Source organism: Flavobacterium sp., from assembly GCF_027484205.1.
In the GTDB taxonomy this organism is placed as follows: domain Bacteria; phylum Bacteroidota; class Bacteroidia; order Flavobacteriales; family Flavobacteriaceae; genus Flavobacterium.
Window position 1 is genome coordinate 194,488 of the sequence record NZ_JAIXUB010000025.1, and the last position, 15,526, is coordinate 210,013.

Genomic DNA, 15,526 nt, shown 5'->3' on the forward strand with positions numbered 1-15,526 from the left:
AATTTGAGCTTTTTAGTTGTATATTTGAACAACAGTTCCTAGCTTTTTTGAAAAAATCTTTGCTAGCTCATCATAATCCATAATTTCTGACAAAATTGAATTATTATCTACTTGAAAATCATTAGAAACTGAATTTTGTAAATTTTTAATTATTTTACTTACCAACAACCACCTTAATCTAATAATAGTATCAAAAACATCTTGACTAACTGAATCTTCTTTTTTCTTAACAAATATATTTTTTCTATCCCAATTTGCTAAAGTATATTTTTCAGAATCCATTACAATAGATGTAACTACTTGAGAAATTTCAGGAGTTAAATTCATTAAAAACTTTTCAACATCAAATGACTCAAAAAGATTGAAATAATCTATTAAATAATTATAAATACTCTTTAATGTTGGATTACTAAATTCAGTTTCATCTTCTTGCATACTCAAAAAAATGAATTCATAAACTTTACGTTTTTTTATTTCCGGTTTATTTTCTACATCTCCTTTTTCATTAACATCTTGGACTAAATCTTCATACTCCATTTCTAACATTCCGTAATTCAAAAGATTATCAATAATCTTTAATTCAAGTACATATTGAACATCAACATTAGCAGCAACAACAGGATTTTCATTTTTTACAACTTCAAAAGCGGTTTGCTCTTCTTTTAGTTTTTTACCTAAATCAGAAATGTCTTTTTTGACTAATTGCGCTAATGTATTGAATAAAACATCTTCGGAAATATCCATAATTCTGGAGGTTTCTTTGATGTAAACTTCTCTTTTAATTCTATCCGGAATTTTAGAAATACTAGCCACCATATCGCGAATTAAATCGGCTTTCTTGATTGGATCATTCTTAGCATCTTTCATTAAAAGTGACGCTTTGAATTGAATAAAATCCATAGAATTATCTTCAAAATATTGAATCAAATCTTGCAAAGGCGTTTTTTTTGCAAAACTATCTGGATCTTCTCCATCAGGAAAAGTACAAACTCTTACGTTCATTCCTTCTTCCAAAATTAAATCGATACCTCGAATAGAAGCGCGCAAACCTGCAGCATCACCATCAAAAAGAACGGTTACGTTTTTGGTTAATCGATTTATTAAACGGATTTGGTCAGGTGTTAAAGCTGTTCCAGAAGAGGAAACTACATTCTCAATTCCGGCTTGATGCATTTGAATTACATCGGTATAACCTTCAACCAAATAGCAATTATCTTGCTTTGCAATAGCTTGTTTTGCATGAAAAATTCCGTACAAAACTTTACTCTTGTGGTACAAATCACTTTCTGGTGAATTGAGATATTTTGCTGCTTTTTTATCGTTAGTTAAAATTCGACCTCCAAAACCCAAAACTCTTCCACTCATGGACTGAATTGGAAACATCACACGACCTTTAAATCGGTCAAACTGTTTGTCTTCTCCAACAATTGTTAATCCTGTTTTTTCCAGAAATTCTAATTTGTATCCTTTACCGAGAGCTTCTTTTGTAAGCGCATCCCATTGATTTGGAGAATATCCAAGACTGAATTTTTTTATAGTATCATTAGTAAATCCTCGTTCTTTGAAATAAGAAAGCGCAATTGCTTTTCCTTCTTCGGAATTGAGTAACATGTCTTGAAAATATTTGGAAGCAAATTCTGAAACTAAGAACAAGCTTTCTTTTTCATTTGCCACAACTTTATCTTCTTCAGAAAGTTCGGTTTCTTCTACTTCAATATTGTATTTTTTTGCTAAAAACCGAATTGCTTCAGGATAAGTAAACTGCGAATGTTCCATCAAAAAAGCAATGGCATTTCCTCCTTTTCCAGATGAAAAATCTTTCCAAATTCCTTTGGCAGGCGAAACCATGAACGAAGGCGAACGCTCATCAGAAAAAGGACTCAATCCTTTAAAGTTACTTCCAGCGCGCTTTAATTGTACAAAATCGCCAATAACTTCCTCTACTCGAGCCGCTTCGTAAACTTTATCTATGGTTTCTTTGGTTATCAATTTTAGATTTTTAGATTTTTAGATTTTTAGAAAATCATAAAAATTGTATTGTGTAAAAATACATATTTTTTTAAACAAAAGAGACGCGATAAATCGCGCCTCTACAAATAATAAATAACCCAACAAATTTTTAATTGAAATCGAAACGCAATCCTAATGAAACGTTATTTTGTTTGATGGCATTATTTTGAAACAAAGGATTCAAATCGTATTTTAAATACAAACTTGTTTCTCCATAACCTAAATATGTACTCAATCCGTAGATGAAATTACTTGCGTTGAAATCGCCTTTTGCTTTTACATCATAGTCAATATCGTCGATTTTGTATTCTGTTTTTTGTTTTGATTTAATTCTAACACCAGCGTAACCTCCAATTCCGAAACGAAGACTTTCATGAGTTCTAAAAATATTTTTTCCGTCTTTTACTTTTTTCTCTGTTAAATCAAATTCTAAATGCAATGGAGCAACAAGATATACATTTCTGAATCTAGAGCTTTTTAAGTTTATTGGACTATATTCTAAATTAGTTTGATCACCATTTACTACAAAAACTCTATTATCTGTTGGGCGTAAATCGTTATACATTAATGATGCACCATATTTTAAATGCAATAAATTATCATTTTTAAAAATTCTAGTATTATAACTCAATCCCCATTCGTAGAAACGAGAACCTGCAAATTTGAAATCAGAATTTTCTACAGAACCATCAGTAACAACATTATTTAAACCAAGTGCAAAAACAAATTGTGAAGTTGTTCTTCTTTCTCTATATTCATAATGCTTTTTTCTTCTAGTAGAATCATTTTCAAAGGTTAGAACCAATCTTTTTCCAATTCTAACCGTTGACGAATCATTTGTTTTTGATTCTGCGATTTTCCCATTAACTTTTTGTTGCACTAAATCTTTTAATTCTTCTTGAACAACAGCAACACGATTTTCAATAATTGTTGCTCTAGCTTGCGCTAAATCTTTCTTTTTTGTATCGGCTTCTTCTTTTGTAATTGAGCCATTTTCTAGTTGAACATTTACAGCTTCGACTTCAGTTTTTAAAGTCGCTTTTTCTTCTTTTGTAATGTTTTCTATTTTGTCAGCAATAGCTTTAGCTTTGCTTTCAAAAGTTGTTTGTGCTGTCATTTTGCTTGCAAAAAGACATAGTAATAGCGCTAAGTAAATTGTAAAATTTCTCATAATGATTTGATTTAATTGATGATTGAACTTAATTTTTTGAACCTTAGATTTAAGAAATGTGAAAATCTTAAAAATTGACTTTTGAAATTGATATTGAATTTTATTCTTGATTTCTGTTGGCAAGAGCCACTTTTACTTCTTGGTAATTTTTACCTATTTTATTAATTACTTTTTGTCTGAATGTTTGTTCTAATTCTCCGTCGACTTGAGATAACAAACTATTTGCGTTTACTTTAACTTTTACATTAGCTTCTTTTTTTGTAGTTTTTTCTACTGACGCTAATAACTCATCTACATTGACAACAACTTTTTTAGGTTGTACAATTTTTTCTTGAGAACTAATTTTTGGCATATCTTTCTGAGCGATGACTTCAGTAACTTGATATTCAATTTGTTTGTCTTTGTTGATGATTGAATTTTGATTTGTTCTTTGATTGATTGAATTGAAACTCTCTTTTGATGGTTGAGGATTATGTCCTGTGGTTTGTGAGTTTTGAGCAACTTGTTCTTCTTGCTGATTTATAATGTCATTTGTGAAATTTTGTTTTGTAATTACTGAATCTTTTTGTTCTTTATTATTTTCAATATCTTTTGTAACAATTTGGTTATCAGTTCCAGAAATTTCTTCTTTTTGATTTATAAAAAACAAACCAACAGACAGAAAAACCAAAATGCTTGCAGCAATTCCAATAAACTGGAAAGACAAAAAACGAGAACGCTTTGTTTTTTTTTCTTCTGCAACAGAAAGCATTGCGTCTAATCTATCCCAAGCCATTTCGGTGGGTTTGATTTCGCGAGAATTTAATTTTTCTCTTATTTGATTTTCTATATTATTCGGTTCCATTTGTGTAATTTTTTAATTTGCTGATGTTGTTTTGCAACATTTTTCTAGCATGTGATAATTGCGATTTTGATGTTCCTTCATTTATTCCGAGCATTTCTGCAATTTCTTGATGCTTGTAACCTTCAATCGCATAGAGGTTGAACACCATTTTGTAACCGTCAGGTAAATTGTCAATTAAATATTGAATATCTTCAACAGAAAACTGACTTTCTATATTATTGAAGCTTTCTTCAAAATAATTCTCATCCTCAATGAACTTTACTTTCTTTTGAACTCTGATATAAGAAATACATTCGTTTATCATAATTCTTCTTATCCAACCTTCAAAACTTCCTTCGTGTTTGAAATTTTTCAAATTGGTAAAGACTTTCATAAAAGCTGTAATCATGATATCTTCAGCTTGATGCAAATCTTTTATATATTGTCTACAAACACTTAACATTTTTGGAGAAAATTTAGAGTAAATCTTTTGTTGCGCATGACGATTATTCTCGACAGCTAACTCGATTAATTCTCTTTCTTCTTGATGTAAGTTAATTACTTTCATTTTTTTAATAGCAAAATTCAATTTCAAAATTCAATATTTATCATTGCTATTGCAATTGTTTTTTGATATTGAATAAGACATCTATTAGCATAGACGAATGTAGTTGCAAAATGGTTGCATGGAATGATAAAAATAAATAAAAATATTTTTATTTTATTGAAATACAATAGTTTAAATTATAATTTTTTTTTACAAGATTCCTACGGAATGACAAACTGTGTGGATAAACTAGGTAAAACTGAACACTGAAAAACTACTTCTTCCTTTCAATAACGTAGTTCACCATTAAAATTAAACTGTCTTTATAAATAGAATTTGGGAAGTTTTGAATTAAAGCAAGTGCTTCTTGTTGGAATTGCGCCATTTTTTGTTCAGCGTAAGTAAGTCCGTTTTTGTCTTTTACAAATTGGATGACTTCTTTAACTCGTTTTTTATCTTTATTGTGGTTTTTAATTGAATTGATGCACCAACTTTTTTCTTTATCAGAACAATTGTTCAAAGCATAAATCAGTGGCAAAGTCATTTTTTGTTCTTTGATGTCAATTCCCGTTGGTTTTCCAATAGCTTCGTCGGTATAATCAAACAGGTCATCTTTGATTTGAAAAGCCATTCCGATAAGTTCACCAAATTTACGCATGGTTTCCACTTGAACTTCATCTTCCGAAACCGAACGCGCTCCAAGCGCACAACAAGCAGCAATAAGTGTCGCTGTTTTTTGACGTATAATTTCGTAATAAATATCTTCTGTAATATCTAAACGTCTTGCTTTTTCAATTTGAAGTAATTCACCTTCACTCATTTCTCGAACAGCAACAGAAATTATTCTAAGCAAATCGAAATCGCCATGATCGATGGAAAGTAACAACCCTTTTGAAAGCAAATAATCGCCAACAAGAACCGCAATTTTATTTTTCCAAAGTGCATTTATTGAAAAAAAACCTCTTCTTCTATTACTATCATCAACAACATCATCGTGAACTAAAGTTGCCGTATGAATTAATTCAATTACACATGCACCTCTATAAGTTCGTTCTTCAACCGTTCCACCCGAAATCATTTTTGCGGTTAAAAAAACAAACATTGGTCGCATTTGTTTTCCTTTTCTGTTTACAATGTAATAGGTAATCCTGTTGAGCAACGCTACTTTAGAAGACATCGATTCATAGAACTTTTTCTCAAAAAGTTCCATTTCTTGCTGAATGGGTTGCTTTATTTGTGAAGTAATATTCATTGGTTTCAAAGATACAATAATGATTATTTTGAAAAAAAATAATTTCGATTAAACCTTTTTAATTTAAGATAGTCTTAACATAAAACCAAAAAAATAGAATGAATATGAAAATCACAAAATTTATTTTAGCCATTACAATAATTGTATTTTCAATTAGTTGTAACAAAGAAGAAGAAAAAGCTTCAACATCTGAAGAATTAAAAGCTAATGCTCAAATGGATATTATCTCAGATGATGTGTCAAAAATTGTTGAGGATCAGTATGATGCTCAATTTGCAGAATCAGGAAGAACATCAGCAATTATTGCTCCTTTTTTACCGAGTTGCGCTAGTGTTACTGTTTCACTTACAGAAACTACTTGGACTAGAACAGTAACTTTTGACGAATGTACTTTACCAAATGGAAATGTATTAAATGGTCAAATCATTGCTACAGGAAGCTTAAATTTTGACACTCCATCTTATGTAATCAATTATAGTTTTGTAGATTTTTATCATAATGACATTTTAATTGAAGGCAATAGAACAGTAACACGAACTATGGCCTCAACGACCGCTCTAACTACTGTTCATCCTGTTGCTACTATGGACATTAACATGTCAGCTACTTTTCCAAGTGGACTTGAAGTAACAAGAGTTGGAACAAGAATTAGAGAAATGATTGAAGGATTTGACACTCCATTAAATTGGATAGATAATATTTTTTCAATCACAGGAAATTGGGTTACCACTTTTCCGAGTGGTACAAGAACATCAACAATTTCTACACCTTTAAGAGTTCGTATGAATTGTGGGAATATTGTTCGTGGCGTAATTGATGTTGTTGGTCCATTTGGAACTGCAAGTATCAACTTTGGAGATGGAACTTGCGATAATTTAGCAGTTTTAACAATCAATGGTACTGCAACGACCATAACTTTAGGAAATTAAAGTAAAATTTATTTAAAAAAACGCTTCTAAAACAAATATTTAGAAGCGTTTTTTTTATGATTTGTTGGCTAATTGACCACAAGCTGCATCAATATCTTTACCGCGACTTCTTCTTACTTTTGCTACTATATCATATTTTGATAATTCTTTGATGTAAAGATTTATAGCTTCATCTGATGCTTGTTGAAATTCACCATCATCAATTGGATTGTATTCGATAAGATTTACTTTACACGGAACATATTTACAAAATTTAACCAAAGCATCAACTGCTTCTTTATTGTCGTTAATTCCTTTCCAAACTACATATTCATATGTAATTTTACTTTTGGTTTTTCTATACCAATATTCTAAAGATTCACGTAAATCAGCTAACGGAAAATTTTTACTAAAAGGCATAATTCGAGCACGAACATCATCAATTGCTGAATGTAACGAAACTGCCAATTTGAATTTCACTTCATCATCAGCCATTTTTTTAATCATTTTTGGAATTCCAGATGTTGAAACCGTGATTCTTTTGGGTGACATTCCTAAACCTTCATCAGAAGTAATCATGTCGATAGCTTTAATAACATTGTTGTAATTCATCAACGGTTCACCCATTCCCATAAAAACAATATTAGAAAGTGGTCGATTGTGATACATTTTACTCTCGTTATCAATAGCGACAACTTGATCGTAGATTTCACCTGGTTCAAGATTTCGCATTCTTTTTAATCGAGCAGTGGCGCAAAAATTACAATCTAAACTGCAACCCACTTGCGATGAAACACAAGCCGTAGTTCTGGTATTTGTTGGAATCAAAACCGATTCTACAATTAAACCGTCATGAAGTCGGACAGCATTTTTTACTGTTCCATCTTCACTTCGTTGCATGGTGTCCACTTTGATATGATTGATTACAAAATTTGCTTCAAGCATGGCACGCGTTTCTTTGGAAACATTTGTCATGTCTTCAAAAGTGTGTGCACCTTTACTCCAAAGCCATTCATAAACTTGATTTCCACGAAAAGCTTTATCACCATTGGCAACAAAAAAATCGCGAAGTTGTTCTTTAGAAAGTGTTCGGATGTCTTTTTTCTCAATCATGGTGCAAAGGTAGTTATTTTTTGGAAGATGGAAGATGGAAGATGGAAGATGGGAAAACTTCTCAAAATATTGAACAAAACTAGTTTTAAGATTTGTCTTATTGTTATTTGTTCTTTGTATTTTTGTTTTTTAAATTTATTTTATGCATTTCCTATCTGAAGAATTAGAAAACTATGTTGAGCAACATTCGCAAAACGAACCTTTATTATTAGCTCAATTAAATAAAGAAACGTATCAAAAAGTATTACTTCCTAGAATGTTGAGCGGACATTTTCAAGGTAGAGTTTTAAGTATGCTTTCTAAATTGATTCGTCCAACAAACATTTTAGAAATTGGCACTTACACTGGTTATTCTGCTTTGTGTTTGTGCGAAGGCATTCAAGAAAACGGAATTTTACATACTATTGATATTAAGGAAGAATTAGTAGATTTTCAAAGAAAATATTTTGATAAATCACCATGGGGAAACCAAATTTTTCAACATTTGGGTGAAGCTTTGGAAATCATTCCTACTATTGATTTAAAATTTGATTTGGTTTTTATTGATGCTGACAAAGAAAACTATATCAATTATTTCAACATGATTGTTCCTAAAATGAATAGAGGTGGAATAATTTTATCTGATAATGTACTTTGGAGCGGAAAAGTTTTAGAAGAGGTTCATCCAAACGATGTTTCAACAAAAGTCCTTTTAGAATTCAATAAATTGGTAAACGAAGATGAACGTGTTGAAACGGTTTTGTTACCTATTCGTGATGGTTTGACGGTTTCAAGAGTTTTGTAGATTTGTATTATTCAAAACATATTTTTGATACAATTTAAAAGCAAAAACACCGCAAATTCCACCAAAGATATATCCCGAAAGCACATCTAAAGGAAAATGCAACCCAAGATAAATTCGGCTATAAGCAAAGATTAATGGAAATAAAAAGAGGAGAAAAGCATACTTGTAATGTCTCCTTAGAATTAAAAATCCAAAAACGGTTGAAGCCATGGAGTTTGCAGCATGTCCTGAAAAATAACTAAATGATTTACTTTTTTTCCAATAAATTCTGAGCAAATCTTGAACATCAGGATCGTTACATGGTCGCAAACGTTCAAAAGTATATTTAAAAAGATTTGTGGTTTGGTCGCAAATTAGAATAAGAATTGCTGTAAATAGCACATAATATCCAAAGTTTTTCCAGCCTATTTTTTTTTGCAAAAGATAAAATACAAAGAGAAATAAAGGAATCCAATTGTATTGTTTCGTGATAATTAACCACAAGCCATCAAAAGTAGGCGCACCTAAATTATTCAGAAAAACAAGTAACTCCTTGTCAAAATCTATCAGTTTTTCGAGCATTACATTTGACGTTTTATTGGACCAGTTAAATCGTCAATACTTGTTGTAACCTCTTCTTTAATTTTATCCAAAGGGTTTGATAAATTAGTATCTAAACTTCCTTTAACGCTTTCAACTTCTGAATTGAAAACATTAGTCAAATCTTTAAATGAAGAATCAATTCCGTTAGCTTCGGCACTTTTATTTATTTCAGATTTAATTTCGTTTGTAGCGTTTTTTAATTGCGCCATCCCTTTTCCAAGACTACGAGCAATCACTGGAATTTTATCTGAACCAAAAAGCATTAAGGCAATGAATATTATAAAAATTAATTCGCCTCCACCAATTCCAAACATAATTTTAAATTTTATTGTGCAAAGTTACGAAGTTAATTAATCAAATTTAGATTTTACTTCTTGTTTTGGCCAAGTATTATTTGTTGTATCAACATCGGCAGTTTCCTCTCTTGGATCAACGACAATTTTTGTAACTGCTTTGTCTGTTGCAAAAGTTCTGTTGGCTTCCTTATCATTCATTTTCCAGATTTGTGCAGGAAAATGATGTTCTTCTGTCGTTCCATCTTCAAATGTTAATTGAACTAAAATTGGCATCACTAATTCACCCGGTTTATCAAAAGTAACTTGATAAAAATATTTAGGCGATTTCAATTTTGCTTGCTCTTCTTTAGAAAACGTAGCTTGAATATACTCGTCAAGAGCTTTGCAATCTTTAATTTCAAAAGGCTTGTTCATTGCCGGTTTGTAACTTTCGCTTCCATCAGCAATCATATAAACCATTGGACCTTCAATTCTATTTCTTCTTCTACGTGTTTTCAAGAAATCTTTTACTTCTTTTGAAGGTTCATTGCTTACAAAATATTTTTTAACTTCTTTTATACCAATATCATTATAATCTGTTGTGTAAAACCAACCTCTCCAATACCAATCTAAATCGAATGCTGATGCATCTTCCATAGTTCTGAAGAAATCTTCTGGCGTTGGATGTTTAAATTTCCATCTATTTGCATACACTTTAAATGCATAATCAAACAGTTCTCTACCCATAACAGTTTCACGAAGAATGTTTAAGGCAGCAGCAGGTTTTCCGTAAGCATTATTTCCAAATTGACGAATGCTTTCTGAATTTGACATTATTGGTTCTAAACCTCTTTGATCTCCACTCATATATGGAACAATATTTTTTGCTGGACCACGATCTGCGGGAAAATTTTTATCCCATTCAATCAATGCCATATATTCCATAAAAGAGTTCAATCCTTCATCCATCCAAGTCCATTGACGCTCATCTGAATTAACTATCATTGGAAAATAATTATGCCCAACTTCATGAACAATAACGCTCATCATTCCGTGTTTTACTCTGTCAGAATATTTTCCGTCAGCATCAGGTCTTCCCCAATTCCAGCAAATCATTGGGTATTCCATTCCTTGATCTTCGGCATTTATAGAAATTGCTTTTGGATAAGGATAATCAAAAGTGTGACTTGAATAGCTTTTTAAAGTATGTGCAACAATTCGGGTAGAATATTCTTCCCATAATGGATTTCCTTCTTTTGGATAGAGTGAAATTGCCATGGTATTTCTAGACTCCAATTTAACAGCCATAGCGTCATAAATAAATTTTCTAGAAGTTGAAATTCCAAAATCACGAACATTTATTGCTTTAAATTTCCAAGTTTTTTTCTTGTCAGAAAATCCTTTTTCAGCAGCTTCCGCTTCGGCTTGAGTTACAACTACAACTGGTTTATCAAATGTTTTTTCAGCTAATTGATAACGAGCTAATTGCGCCGCAGTAAAAACCTCACTTCTATTCAACAAATCTCCTGTTGCTTCTAGAACGTGATCCGCTGGAACTGTAATATTTACTTCAAAATCTCCAAAAGGGAGAGCAAATTCGCCTGAACCCCAAAATTGTTGATTTTGCCAACCTTCAACATCGTTGTAAACTGCCATTCTTGGATAAAATTGTGCAATTACATATAATCTATTCCCATCAGGAAATTGTTCATAACCAGAACGTCCACCATCTAAACGATAGTTATTAATATTGTACCACCATTTTATAGAGAACGTAATTTTTTCGTTGTGTTTTAAATTAGCAGGCAACTCAATACGCATCATTGTTTGATTAATGGTATATTTCATTGGATTACCTGAAGCATCTTTTACATATTCAATGTTAAATCCGCCATCAAAATCTTCTTCTAAATATTTTCTTGAAAAACCTTTTGGAGATGAAGCTGGATCAGTAACATTGCTCTCCACCAAAGGCGAAAGTGATTTTCTTGACTGCTGATTTTGATCCAATTGCATCCAAAGATAATCAAGAGATTCTTTAGCGTTGTTAGTATAAGTTACTGTTTCTTGTCCGTATAATTTTGCGTTTTTGTCGTCAAGTTCAATATCAATTTTATAATCTGCTTTTTGCTGATAATATTCTGGACCTGGTGCACCCGAAGCTGTTCGATACATGTTAGGAGTTGCTAACAAATCGTACATTTGTTTGAACTTATCAGGATTTTTTTCTTGTTTTGGATTTGGTTTTTCTGCTTCTTGAGCGAAAAGAATACAAGGAAAAATCAATAAAAAACTTACTAATTGCTTCATAACATAAAAATTATTAGACGCTAAAAGTACTTATTTTTATTGAAAATTAATAACTTGAAATTATTTTAACATTCCTTTAATGGTTTCGGAAGTGAGTAATAAATTCTTTTTCTCACCGTTAAAATTAGCTTGAATTATATTTTGTTGCTCATCATAAATTTCAGTTATGATAGAGTTTTCAACTTCCAATGTTTTAATTTTAGAGATTTCCCTGATGTTCAAATAACATATTAAAACATTGTTTTCCATTTCTTTACTTAAAAAAGTCAATGGTTTTTTTTCACCATTTACTTTTAATTGAAATTTTTCGGAAAGGTATTTCTTTAATAAATTTTCGTCTTCTGTAGATTCATTTTTCTCACCAAGAAATGTTTTTTTATGGAATTTCTTTTCTAATGCATCATTGATGTCGTCAACAAAAATTCGAGCAGTTACTTGAATCATTTTCTTTTTTGCATCATGATTTATTTGATAAATACCAACATAAAATTTATGTGCGGTCATTGCTGTTAATGACACAAAAAGTGAAATAAAAAAAATATTTTTAAAAATTTTATTCATTTTCCAAAAGTAGTACTAATCTTTTATTTCTGATTGATTATTTTTAAATATTCAACAGCAATTTCACCCATCAAAAAAGTAGCCAAATTTTTGTTTTCATTCATTATGGCATCAGAAAACTTTTCATTTTCAACTAAATAATATTTAAAACCATTCACATATTCAGTTGGAATTTTTAAAGTTTCTGTAAAATATTTATCATCAAAATCGTAAGCTATTTTCTTAAAAAGTAACTCTTTCTTTTCAATGCTAATTTCTTTTTTAAGCATTTTTGTTCTTCCATTGATAGCATTCAAAATTGGATCAAAGGGTAATGTCCCACCAAGAATTGCAAGTAAATGAATAGGTTTAAAATCGCCCGCTGTTCTTAATCTTCTTTCGGCAACTGTATATTTTTTTTGGTCTTTAGAAACAATCCCAAGTGAAACCGAATTAATTTTATTGTATTGATTTACAACAACTTCATCAATATTTCTTACAAGCAATTCAAGTTTTATCTGAAAATTTTCATTTTGAAAATCCTCTTTCTTTAAAACAATAGTTTTCCCAATGAATTGAATTCCTGAAAAAATTAAAGTATCACCTTTAGAAGCATTAATTTCAAAAAATCCTCGCTCTTTTGATATTGTGGAGTTTTTATTGCTTTCGTTATAAATATTAATTCCAACTAAATCTTTAGTTTCTGCAATTATTTTACCTCTCAATTTCAAGGTATCTTGACCATTACAATCTTGAACTTGAAACATCAAATTGAATACTATTAAAAGTAAAAAAGTAATTTTATTTTTCATTCAATAATTTTAAATAATCTGTTGCAATTTCGCCAATTAAAAAAGAAGCAAGTGTTTTGTTTTTATTGTTGACTGATGCAACAAATTTATCATTCTCAACTAAATAATATTTGAAACCATTAATATAATCTGATGGAATTTTTAAAGTATCTGTAAAATAAATGTCCTCAAACCACTCTGTAACTTTTTTGATTACTATTTCTTTTTTCTCAATAATCAATTCTTTTTTTAGCATGGTTGTTCTTCCTGAAATTGCATTTAAAATTGCATCTAAAGAAATTTTTGTACTTGTTCCATAAGTATTTGAACTGCCAGTTGCTGCATATAATCGTCTTTCGGCAACGGTATATTTCTTTTGATTTTTAGAGACAATTCCAAGTGTAACTGCATTGATTTTATTTCCAACAGAAACTTCTTCAATCTGTCTAATCGCAATCTTTAAAGTAACAAAAAACCACTCAGCGTCATAATTATCTTTATCAACAACAATTGCTTTTCTTTCAAATTGAACTCCCGAAAAAACTAATGTATCACCAACAGACGCATTGATTTCAAAATAACCATCTTCACTTGATTCTGTTGCATAATCAGTATTAATGTTAATGATGTTAATTCGTTCTAAATCTTCAGTTTTTGCATTTATTTTTCCTTTCAATAATTTAGATTCTGATTGAGCATTAATCCAATTTACCGATAATAGTAAGAAAAAAATAATTTTGTAATACTTTGTCATTGAAATGATTTAGATGGTAAAAGTATTTTGATTTCTTCCAAAAAATTAGCCAATGTAATTGTAAAATTATGTTAATTATTAATGAAGTCATTTAAATTTTTCGCTTCAATCAAAAATTTTAAACGACTTCATTTGTAAATTTGTGGAAAATCAAAAACTATCAATGAAAAACCTAATTATCGCAAGCACATCAACTTTACATGGCGGAGAATATTTAGAATATTTACTTCCTGAAATTGAAAACCATTTTGCTAATTGTAGTTCAATAATTTTTATTCCTTATGCACGTCCCGGAGGAATGAGTCATGATGATTATACATCAAGAGTAAAAACTGCTTTTGCAAAAATCAATAAAACGGTAAAAGGATTACATGAATTTGAGAATCCAATTGAGGGAATTGAAAATGCTGAAGGGATTTTTACCGGTGGCGGAAATACTTTTTTGTTGGTTAATCAATTATATAAAAACAATGTAATGGAAACCTTAAAAAAAGTAATTGAAAATGGTGTTCCTTATCTTGGTTCGAGCGCTGGAAGTAATATTACAGGTATTTCTATGCAAACCACAAATGACATGCCTATAATTTATCCACCAAAATTTGAAACGCTTGGAGCAATTCCATTTAACTTAAATCCACATTATTTAGATGCCGATTTACAGAGCAAACATATGGGAGAAACTCGTGAAACAAGAATTAAAGAGTTTCATGCTTTCAATTCAACTCCTGTTTTAGGTTTGCGAGAAGGAAGTTGGCTTGATGTAAAAGGCAAAAAAATAATTTTAAAAGGAACTTTAACAGCAAGATTATTTTTGCAATATCAAACTCCTGAAGAAATCAATCCCGAAACTGATTTAAGTTTTTTAGGAAATTAAAAAAACTTATCTGTTTAAAGAGCGGAAGACGAGGCTTCTCGTCAATTATGACGAGACGACAACCAATAAAAAAACCTCTAACGTTAATTAGAGGTTTCATTTAGAGCGGAAGACGAGGCTCGAACTCGCGACAACCAGCTTGGAAGGCTGGAGCTCTACCAACTGAGCTACTTCCGCATACATTACTTGAACAAACGTCCTTGTTTTGTGAGTGCAAATATATAGTATTTGTTTTATTCAATGCAAATTTTTTTTCAAAAAAATTATGGTAGAAATAATTTTACAAAATCCTTTTGCCATAATGCTTTTATTATTAAATTGTTATCGTTTCTTTGTGCCAATATTTTTTTATGACAATCTTATCAGAAATAACATTTAAAGACACTTTCCCTGTTCGACATGCGATATTGAGAGCAGGAAAACCTATTGAAACTTGTTTTTTTGGTGGAGATGATTTGCCTACAACAAAACATTTTGGGATTTTTGTTAATAAAAAAATAATGGGAGTTGTATCTGTTTTTCAAAATAAAAACAATACTTTTAACACTGATAATCAGTATCAAATTAGAGGTATGGCAGTTTTAAATGAAGCTCAAAAATTGGGTTTTGGAAAACAACTAGTTATGCATTGTGAAACTTATGTTAGTGAACAAAAAGGTTCTTTAATTTGGTTTAACGCAAGAGAAAAGGCAACCCTATTTTACGAGAAACAAGGTTATGAAAAAGTTGGAAATCCATTTTTAATAGCGGATATTGGTTTGCACTATTTAATGTTTAAAAAAGTTGGCTAAA

Annotated in this window: 16 protein-coding genes and 1 tRNA gene; 4 read left to right on the top strand and 13 right to left on the bottom strand. The window is 30.5% G+C overall.

Translation table 11 applies throughout. The annotated features are described in order from the left end of the window. Positions 1–12: 12 nt before the first annotated feature. The 5 genes from dnaG to Q0049_RS13355 form a co-directional block, all read right to left on the bottom strand. A complete protein-coding gene (dnaG, locus tag Q0049_RS13335; protein ID WP_298120663.1) occupies positions 13–1,989 on the bottom strand; it encodes a DNA primase in 1,977 nt (658 codons plus the stop codon). Positions 1,990–2,119: 130 nt separating this feature from the next. Beyond that, entirely contained in the window at positions 2,120–3,181 is a 1,062-nt protein-coding gene (locus Q0049_RS13340; protein ID WP_298120665.1) for a hypothetical protein, read from the bottom strand. Positions 3,182–3,281: 100 nt separating this feature from the next. Then, complete coding sequence (locus Q0049_RS13345; protein WP_298120666.1) at positions 3,282–4,025, bottom strand: hypothetical protein; 744 nt, start codon at positions 4,023–4,025, stop codon at positions 3,282–3,284. After that, positions 4,012–4,572, bottom strand: a complete 561-nt coding sequence (locus Q0049_RS13350; RefSeq protein WP_298120668.1) for an RNA polymerase sigma factor — start codon at positions 4,570–4,572, stop codon at positions 4,012–4,014. Before Q0049_RS13350 ends, Q0049_RS13345 begins: the two co-directional genes overlap by 14 nt. Before the next feature lie 253 nt (positions 4,573–4,825). Then, complete coding sequence (locus Q0049_RS13355) at positions 4,826–5,803, bottom strand: polyprenyl synthetase family protein (RefSeq protein WP_298120670.1); 978 nt, start codon at positions 5,801–5,803, stop codon at positions 4,826–4,828. Between the two features lie 104 nt (positions 5,804–5,907). Between Q0049_RS13355 and Q0049_RS13360 the strand changes: the two genes are divergently transcribed. After that, on the top strand, positions 5,908–6,732 hold the full coding sequence (locus tag Q0049_RS13360; RefSeq protein WP_298120673.1) for a hypothetical protein: 825 nt from the start codon (positions 5,908–5,910) through the stop codon (positions 6,730–6,732). A 54-nt stretch (positions 6,733–6,786) separates the two neighbouring features. On the opposite strand, the gene rlmN is transcribed toward Q0049_RS13360, so the two are convergent. Further along, positions 6,787–7,824 (bottom strand): 23S rRNA (adenine(2503)-C(2))-methyltransferase RlmN, encoded by a 1,038-nt coding sequence (gene rlmN / locus Q0049_RS13365; RefSeq protein WP_298120675.1) that lies wholly within the window; start codon positions 7,822–7,824, stop codon positions 6,787–6,789. A gap of 142 nt (positions 7,825–7,966) precedes the next feature. Between rlmN and Q0049_RS13370 the strand changes: the two genes are divergently transcribed. Then, entirely contained in the window at positions 7,967–8,608 is a 642-nt protein-coding gene (locus Q0049_RS13370) for an O-methyltransferase (RefSeq protein WP_298120677.1), read from the top strand. Here Q0049_RS13370 and Q0049_RS13375 read toward each other — a convergent pair. Genes Q0049_RS13375 through Q0049_RS13400 form a run of 6 tightly spaced genes read right to left on the bottom strand, consistent with a single transcriptional unit; the run spans position 8,594 to position 13,860 of the window. Next, on the bottom strand, positions 8,594–9,169 hold the full coding sequence (locus Q0049_RS13375; protein WP_298120678.1) for a phosphatase PAP2 family protein: 576 nt from the start codon (positions 9,167–9,169) through the stop codon (positions 8,594–8,596). The two genes, Q0049_RS13370 and Q0049_RS13375, sit on opposite strands and share 15 nt — an antisense overlap. Beyond that, the gene (locus tag Q0049_RS13380; RefSeq protein WP_298120680.1) at positions 9,169–9,504 is read right to left on the bottom strand and encodes a twin-arginine translocase TatA/TatE family subunit; all 336 of its coding nucleotides are present in this window, start codon (positions 9,502–9,504) and stop codon (positions 9,169–9,171) included. The genes Q0049_RS13375 and Q0049_RS13380 overlap by 1 nt, the downstream gene beginning before the upstream one ends. Positions 9,505–9,540: 36 nt before the next feature. Next, positions 9,541–11,775, bottom strand: a complete 2,235-nt coding sequence (locus Q0049_RS13385; RefSeq protein ID WP_298120682.1) for a M1 family metallopeptidase — start codon at positions 11,773–11,775, stop codon at positions 9,541–9,543. A gap of 60 nt (positions 11,776–11,835) precedes the next feature. Next, the gene (locus tag Q0049_RS13390) at positions 11,836–12,336 is read right to left on the bottom strand and encodes a DUF6702 family protein (protein ID WP_298120685.1); all 501 of its coding nucleotides are present in this window, start codon (positions 12,334–12,336) and stop codon (positions 11,836–11,838) included. 23 nt (positions 12,337–12,359) lie between these two features. Continuing rightward, positions 12,360–13,127, bottom strand: a complete 768-nt coding sequence (locus Q0049_RS13395; RefSeq protein ID WP_298120687.1) for a carboxypeptidase-like regulatory domain-containing protein — start codon at positions 13,125–13,127, stop codon at positions 12,360–12,362. Then, positions 13,117–13,860, bottom strand: coding sequence for a hypothetical protein (locus tag Q0049_RS13400; protein ID WP_298120690.1), 744 nt, complete (start codon positions 13,858–13,860; stop codon positions 13,117–13,119). Before Q0049_RS13400 ends, Q0049_RS13395 begins: the two co-directional genes overlap by 11 nt. A gap of 163 nt (positions 13,861–14,023) precedes the next feature. Here Q0049_RS13400 and pepE point away from each other — a divergent pair, with 163 nt between their 5' ends. After that, positions 14,024–14,734: a dipeptidase PepE gene (gene pepE, locus Q0049_RS13405; protein ID WP_298120692.1), complete on the top strand. Its 711-nt coding sequence runs from the start codon at positions 14,024–14,026 to the stop codon at positions 14,732–14,734. Positions 14,735–14,838: 104 nt separating this feature from the next. Here pepE and Q0049_RS13410 read toward each other — a convergent pair. Continuing rightward, positions 14,839–14,911 (bottom strand) — tRNA-Gly (locus Q0049_RS13410). A gap of 173 nt (positions 14,912–15,084) precedes the next feature. Between Q0049_RS13410 and Q0049_RS13415 the strand changes: the two genes are divergently transcribed. Next, positions 15,085–15,525 (top strand): GNAT family N-acetyltransferase, encoded by a 441-nt coding sequence (locus tag Q0049_RS13415; protein WP_298120695.1) that lies wholly within the window; start codon positions 15,085–15,087, stop codon positions 15,523–15,525. Position 15,526: the final 1 nt, after the last annotated feature.

What these genes read in the sequence shown, in the direction of transcription:
- Q0049_RS13340 (WP_298120665.1), bottom strand. Translation starts at nt 3,181, where the DNA reads ATGAGAAATTTTACAATTTACTTAGCGCTATTACTATGTCTTTTTGCA.
- Q0049_RS13390 (WP_298120685.1), bottom strand. Translation starts at nt 12,336, where the DNA reads ATGAATAAAATTTTTAAAAATATTTTTTTTATTTCACTTTTTGTGTCA.
- Q0049_RS13415 (WP_298120695.1), top strand. Translation starts at nt 15,085, where the DNA reads ATGACAATCTTATCAGAAATAACATTTAAAGACACTTTCCCTGTTCGA.
- Q0049_RS13395 (WP_298120687.1), bottom strand. Translation starts at nt 13,127, where the DNA reads ATGAAAAATAAAATTACTTTTTTACTTTTAATAGTATTCAATTTGATG.
- Q0049_RS13345 (WP_298120666.1), bottom strand. Translation starts at nt 4,025, where the DNA reads ATGGAACCGAATAATATAGAAAATCAAATAAGAGAAAAATTAAATTCT.
- Q0049_RS13350 (WP_298120668.1), bottom strand. Translation starts at nt 4,572, where the DNA reads ATGAAAGTAATTAACTTACATCAAGAAGAAAGAGAATTAATCGAGTTA.
- Q0049_RS13370 (WP_298120677.1), top strand. Translation starts at nt 7,967, where the DNA reads ATGCATTTCCTATCTGAAGAATTAGAAAACTATGTTGAGCAACATTCG.
- Q0049_RS13380 (WP_298120680.1), bottom strand. Translation starts at nt 9,504, where the DNA reads ATGTTTGGAATTGGTGGAGGCGAATTAATTTTTATAATATTCATTGCC.
- pepE (WP_298120692.1), top strand. Translation starts at nt 14,024, where the DNA reads ATGAAAAACCTAATTATCGCAAGCACATCAACTTTACATGGCGGAGAA.
- Q0049_RS13375 (WP_298120678.1), bottom strand. Translation starts at nt 9,169, where the DNA reads ATGCTCGAAAAACTGATAGATTTTGACAAGGAGTTACTTGTTTTTCTG.
- Q0049_RS13355 (WP_298120670.1), bottom strand. Translation starts at nt 5,803, where the DNA reads ATGAATATTACTTCACAAATAAAGCAACCCATTCAGCAAGAAATGGAA.
- rlmN (WP_298120675.1), bottom strand. Translation starts at nt 7,824, where the DNA reads ATGATTGAGAAAAAAGACATCCGAACACTTTCTAAAGAACAACTTCGC.
- Q0049_RS13360 (WP_298120673.1), top strand. Translation starts at nt 5,908, where the DNA reads ATGAAAATCACAAAATTTATTTTAGCCATTACAATAATTGTATTTTCA.
- Q0049_RS13385 (WP_298120682.1), bottom strand. Translation starts at nt 11,775, where the DNA reads ATGAAGCAATTAGTAAGTTTTTTATTGATTTTTCCTTGTATTCTTTTC.
- Q0049_RS13400 (WP_298120690.1), bottom strand. Translation starts at nt 13,860, where the DNA reads ATGACAAAGTATTACAAAATTATTTTTTTCTTACTATTATCGGTAAAT.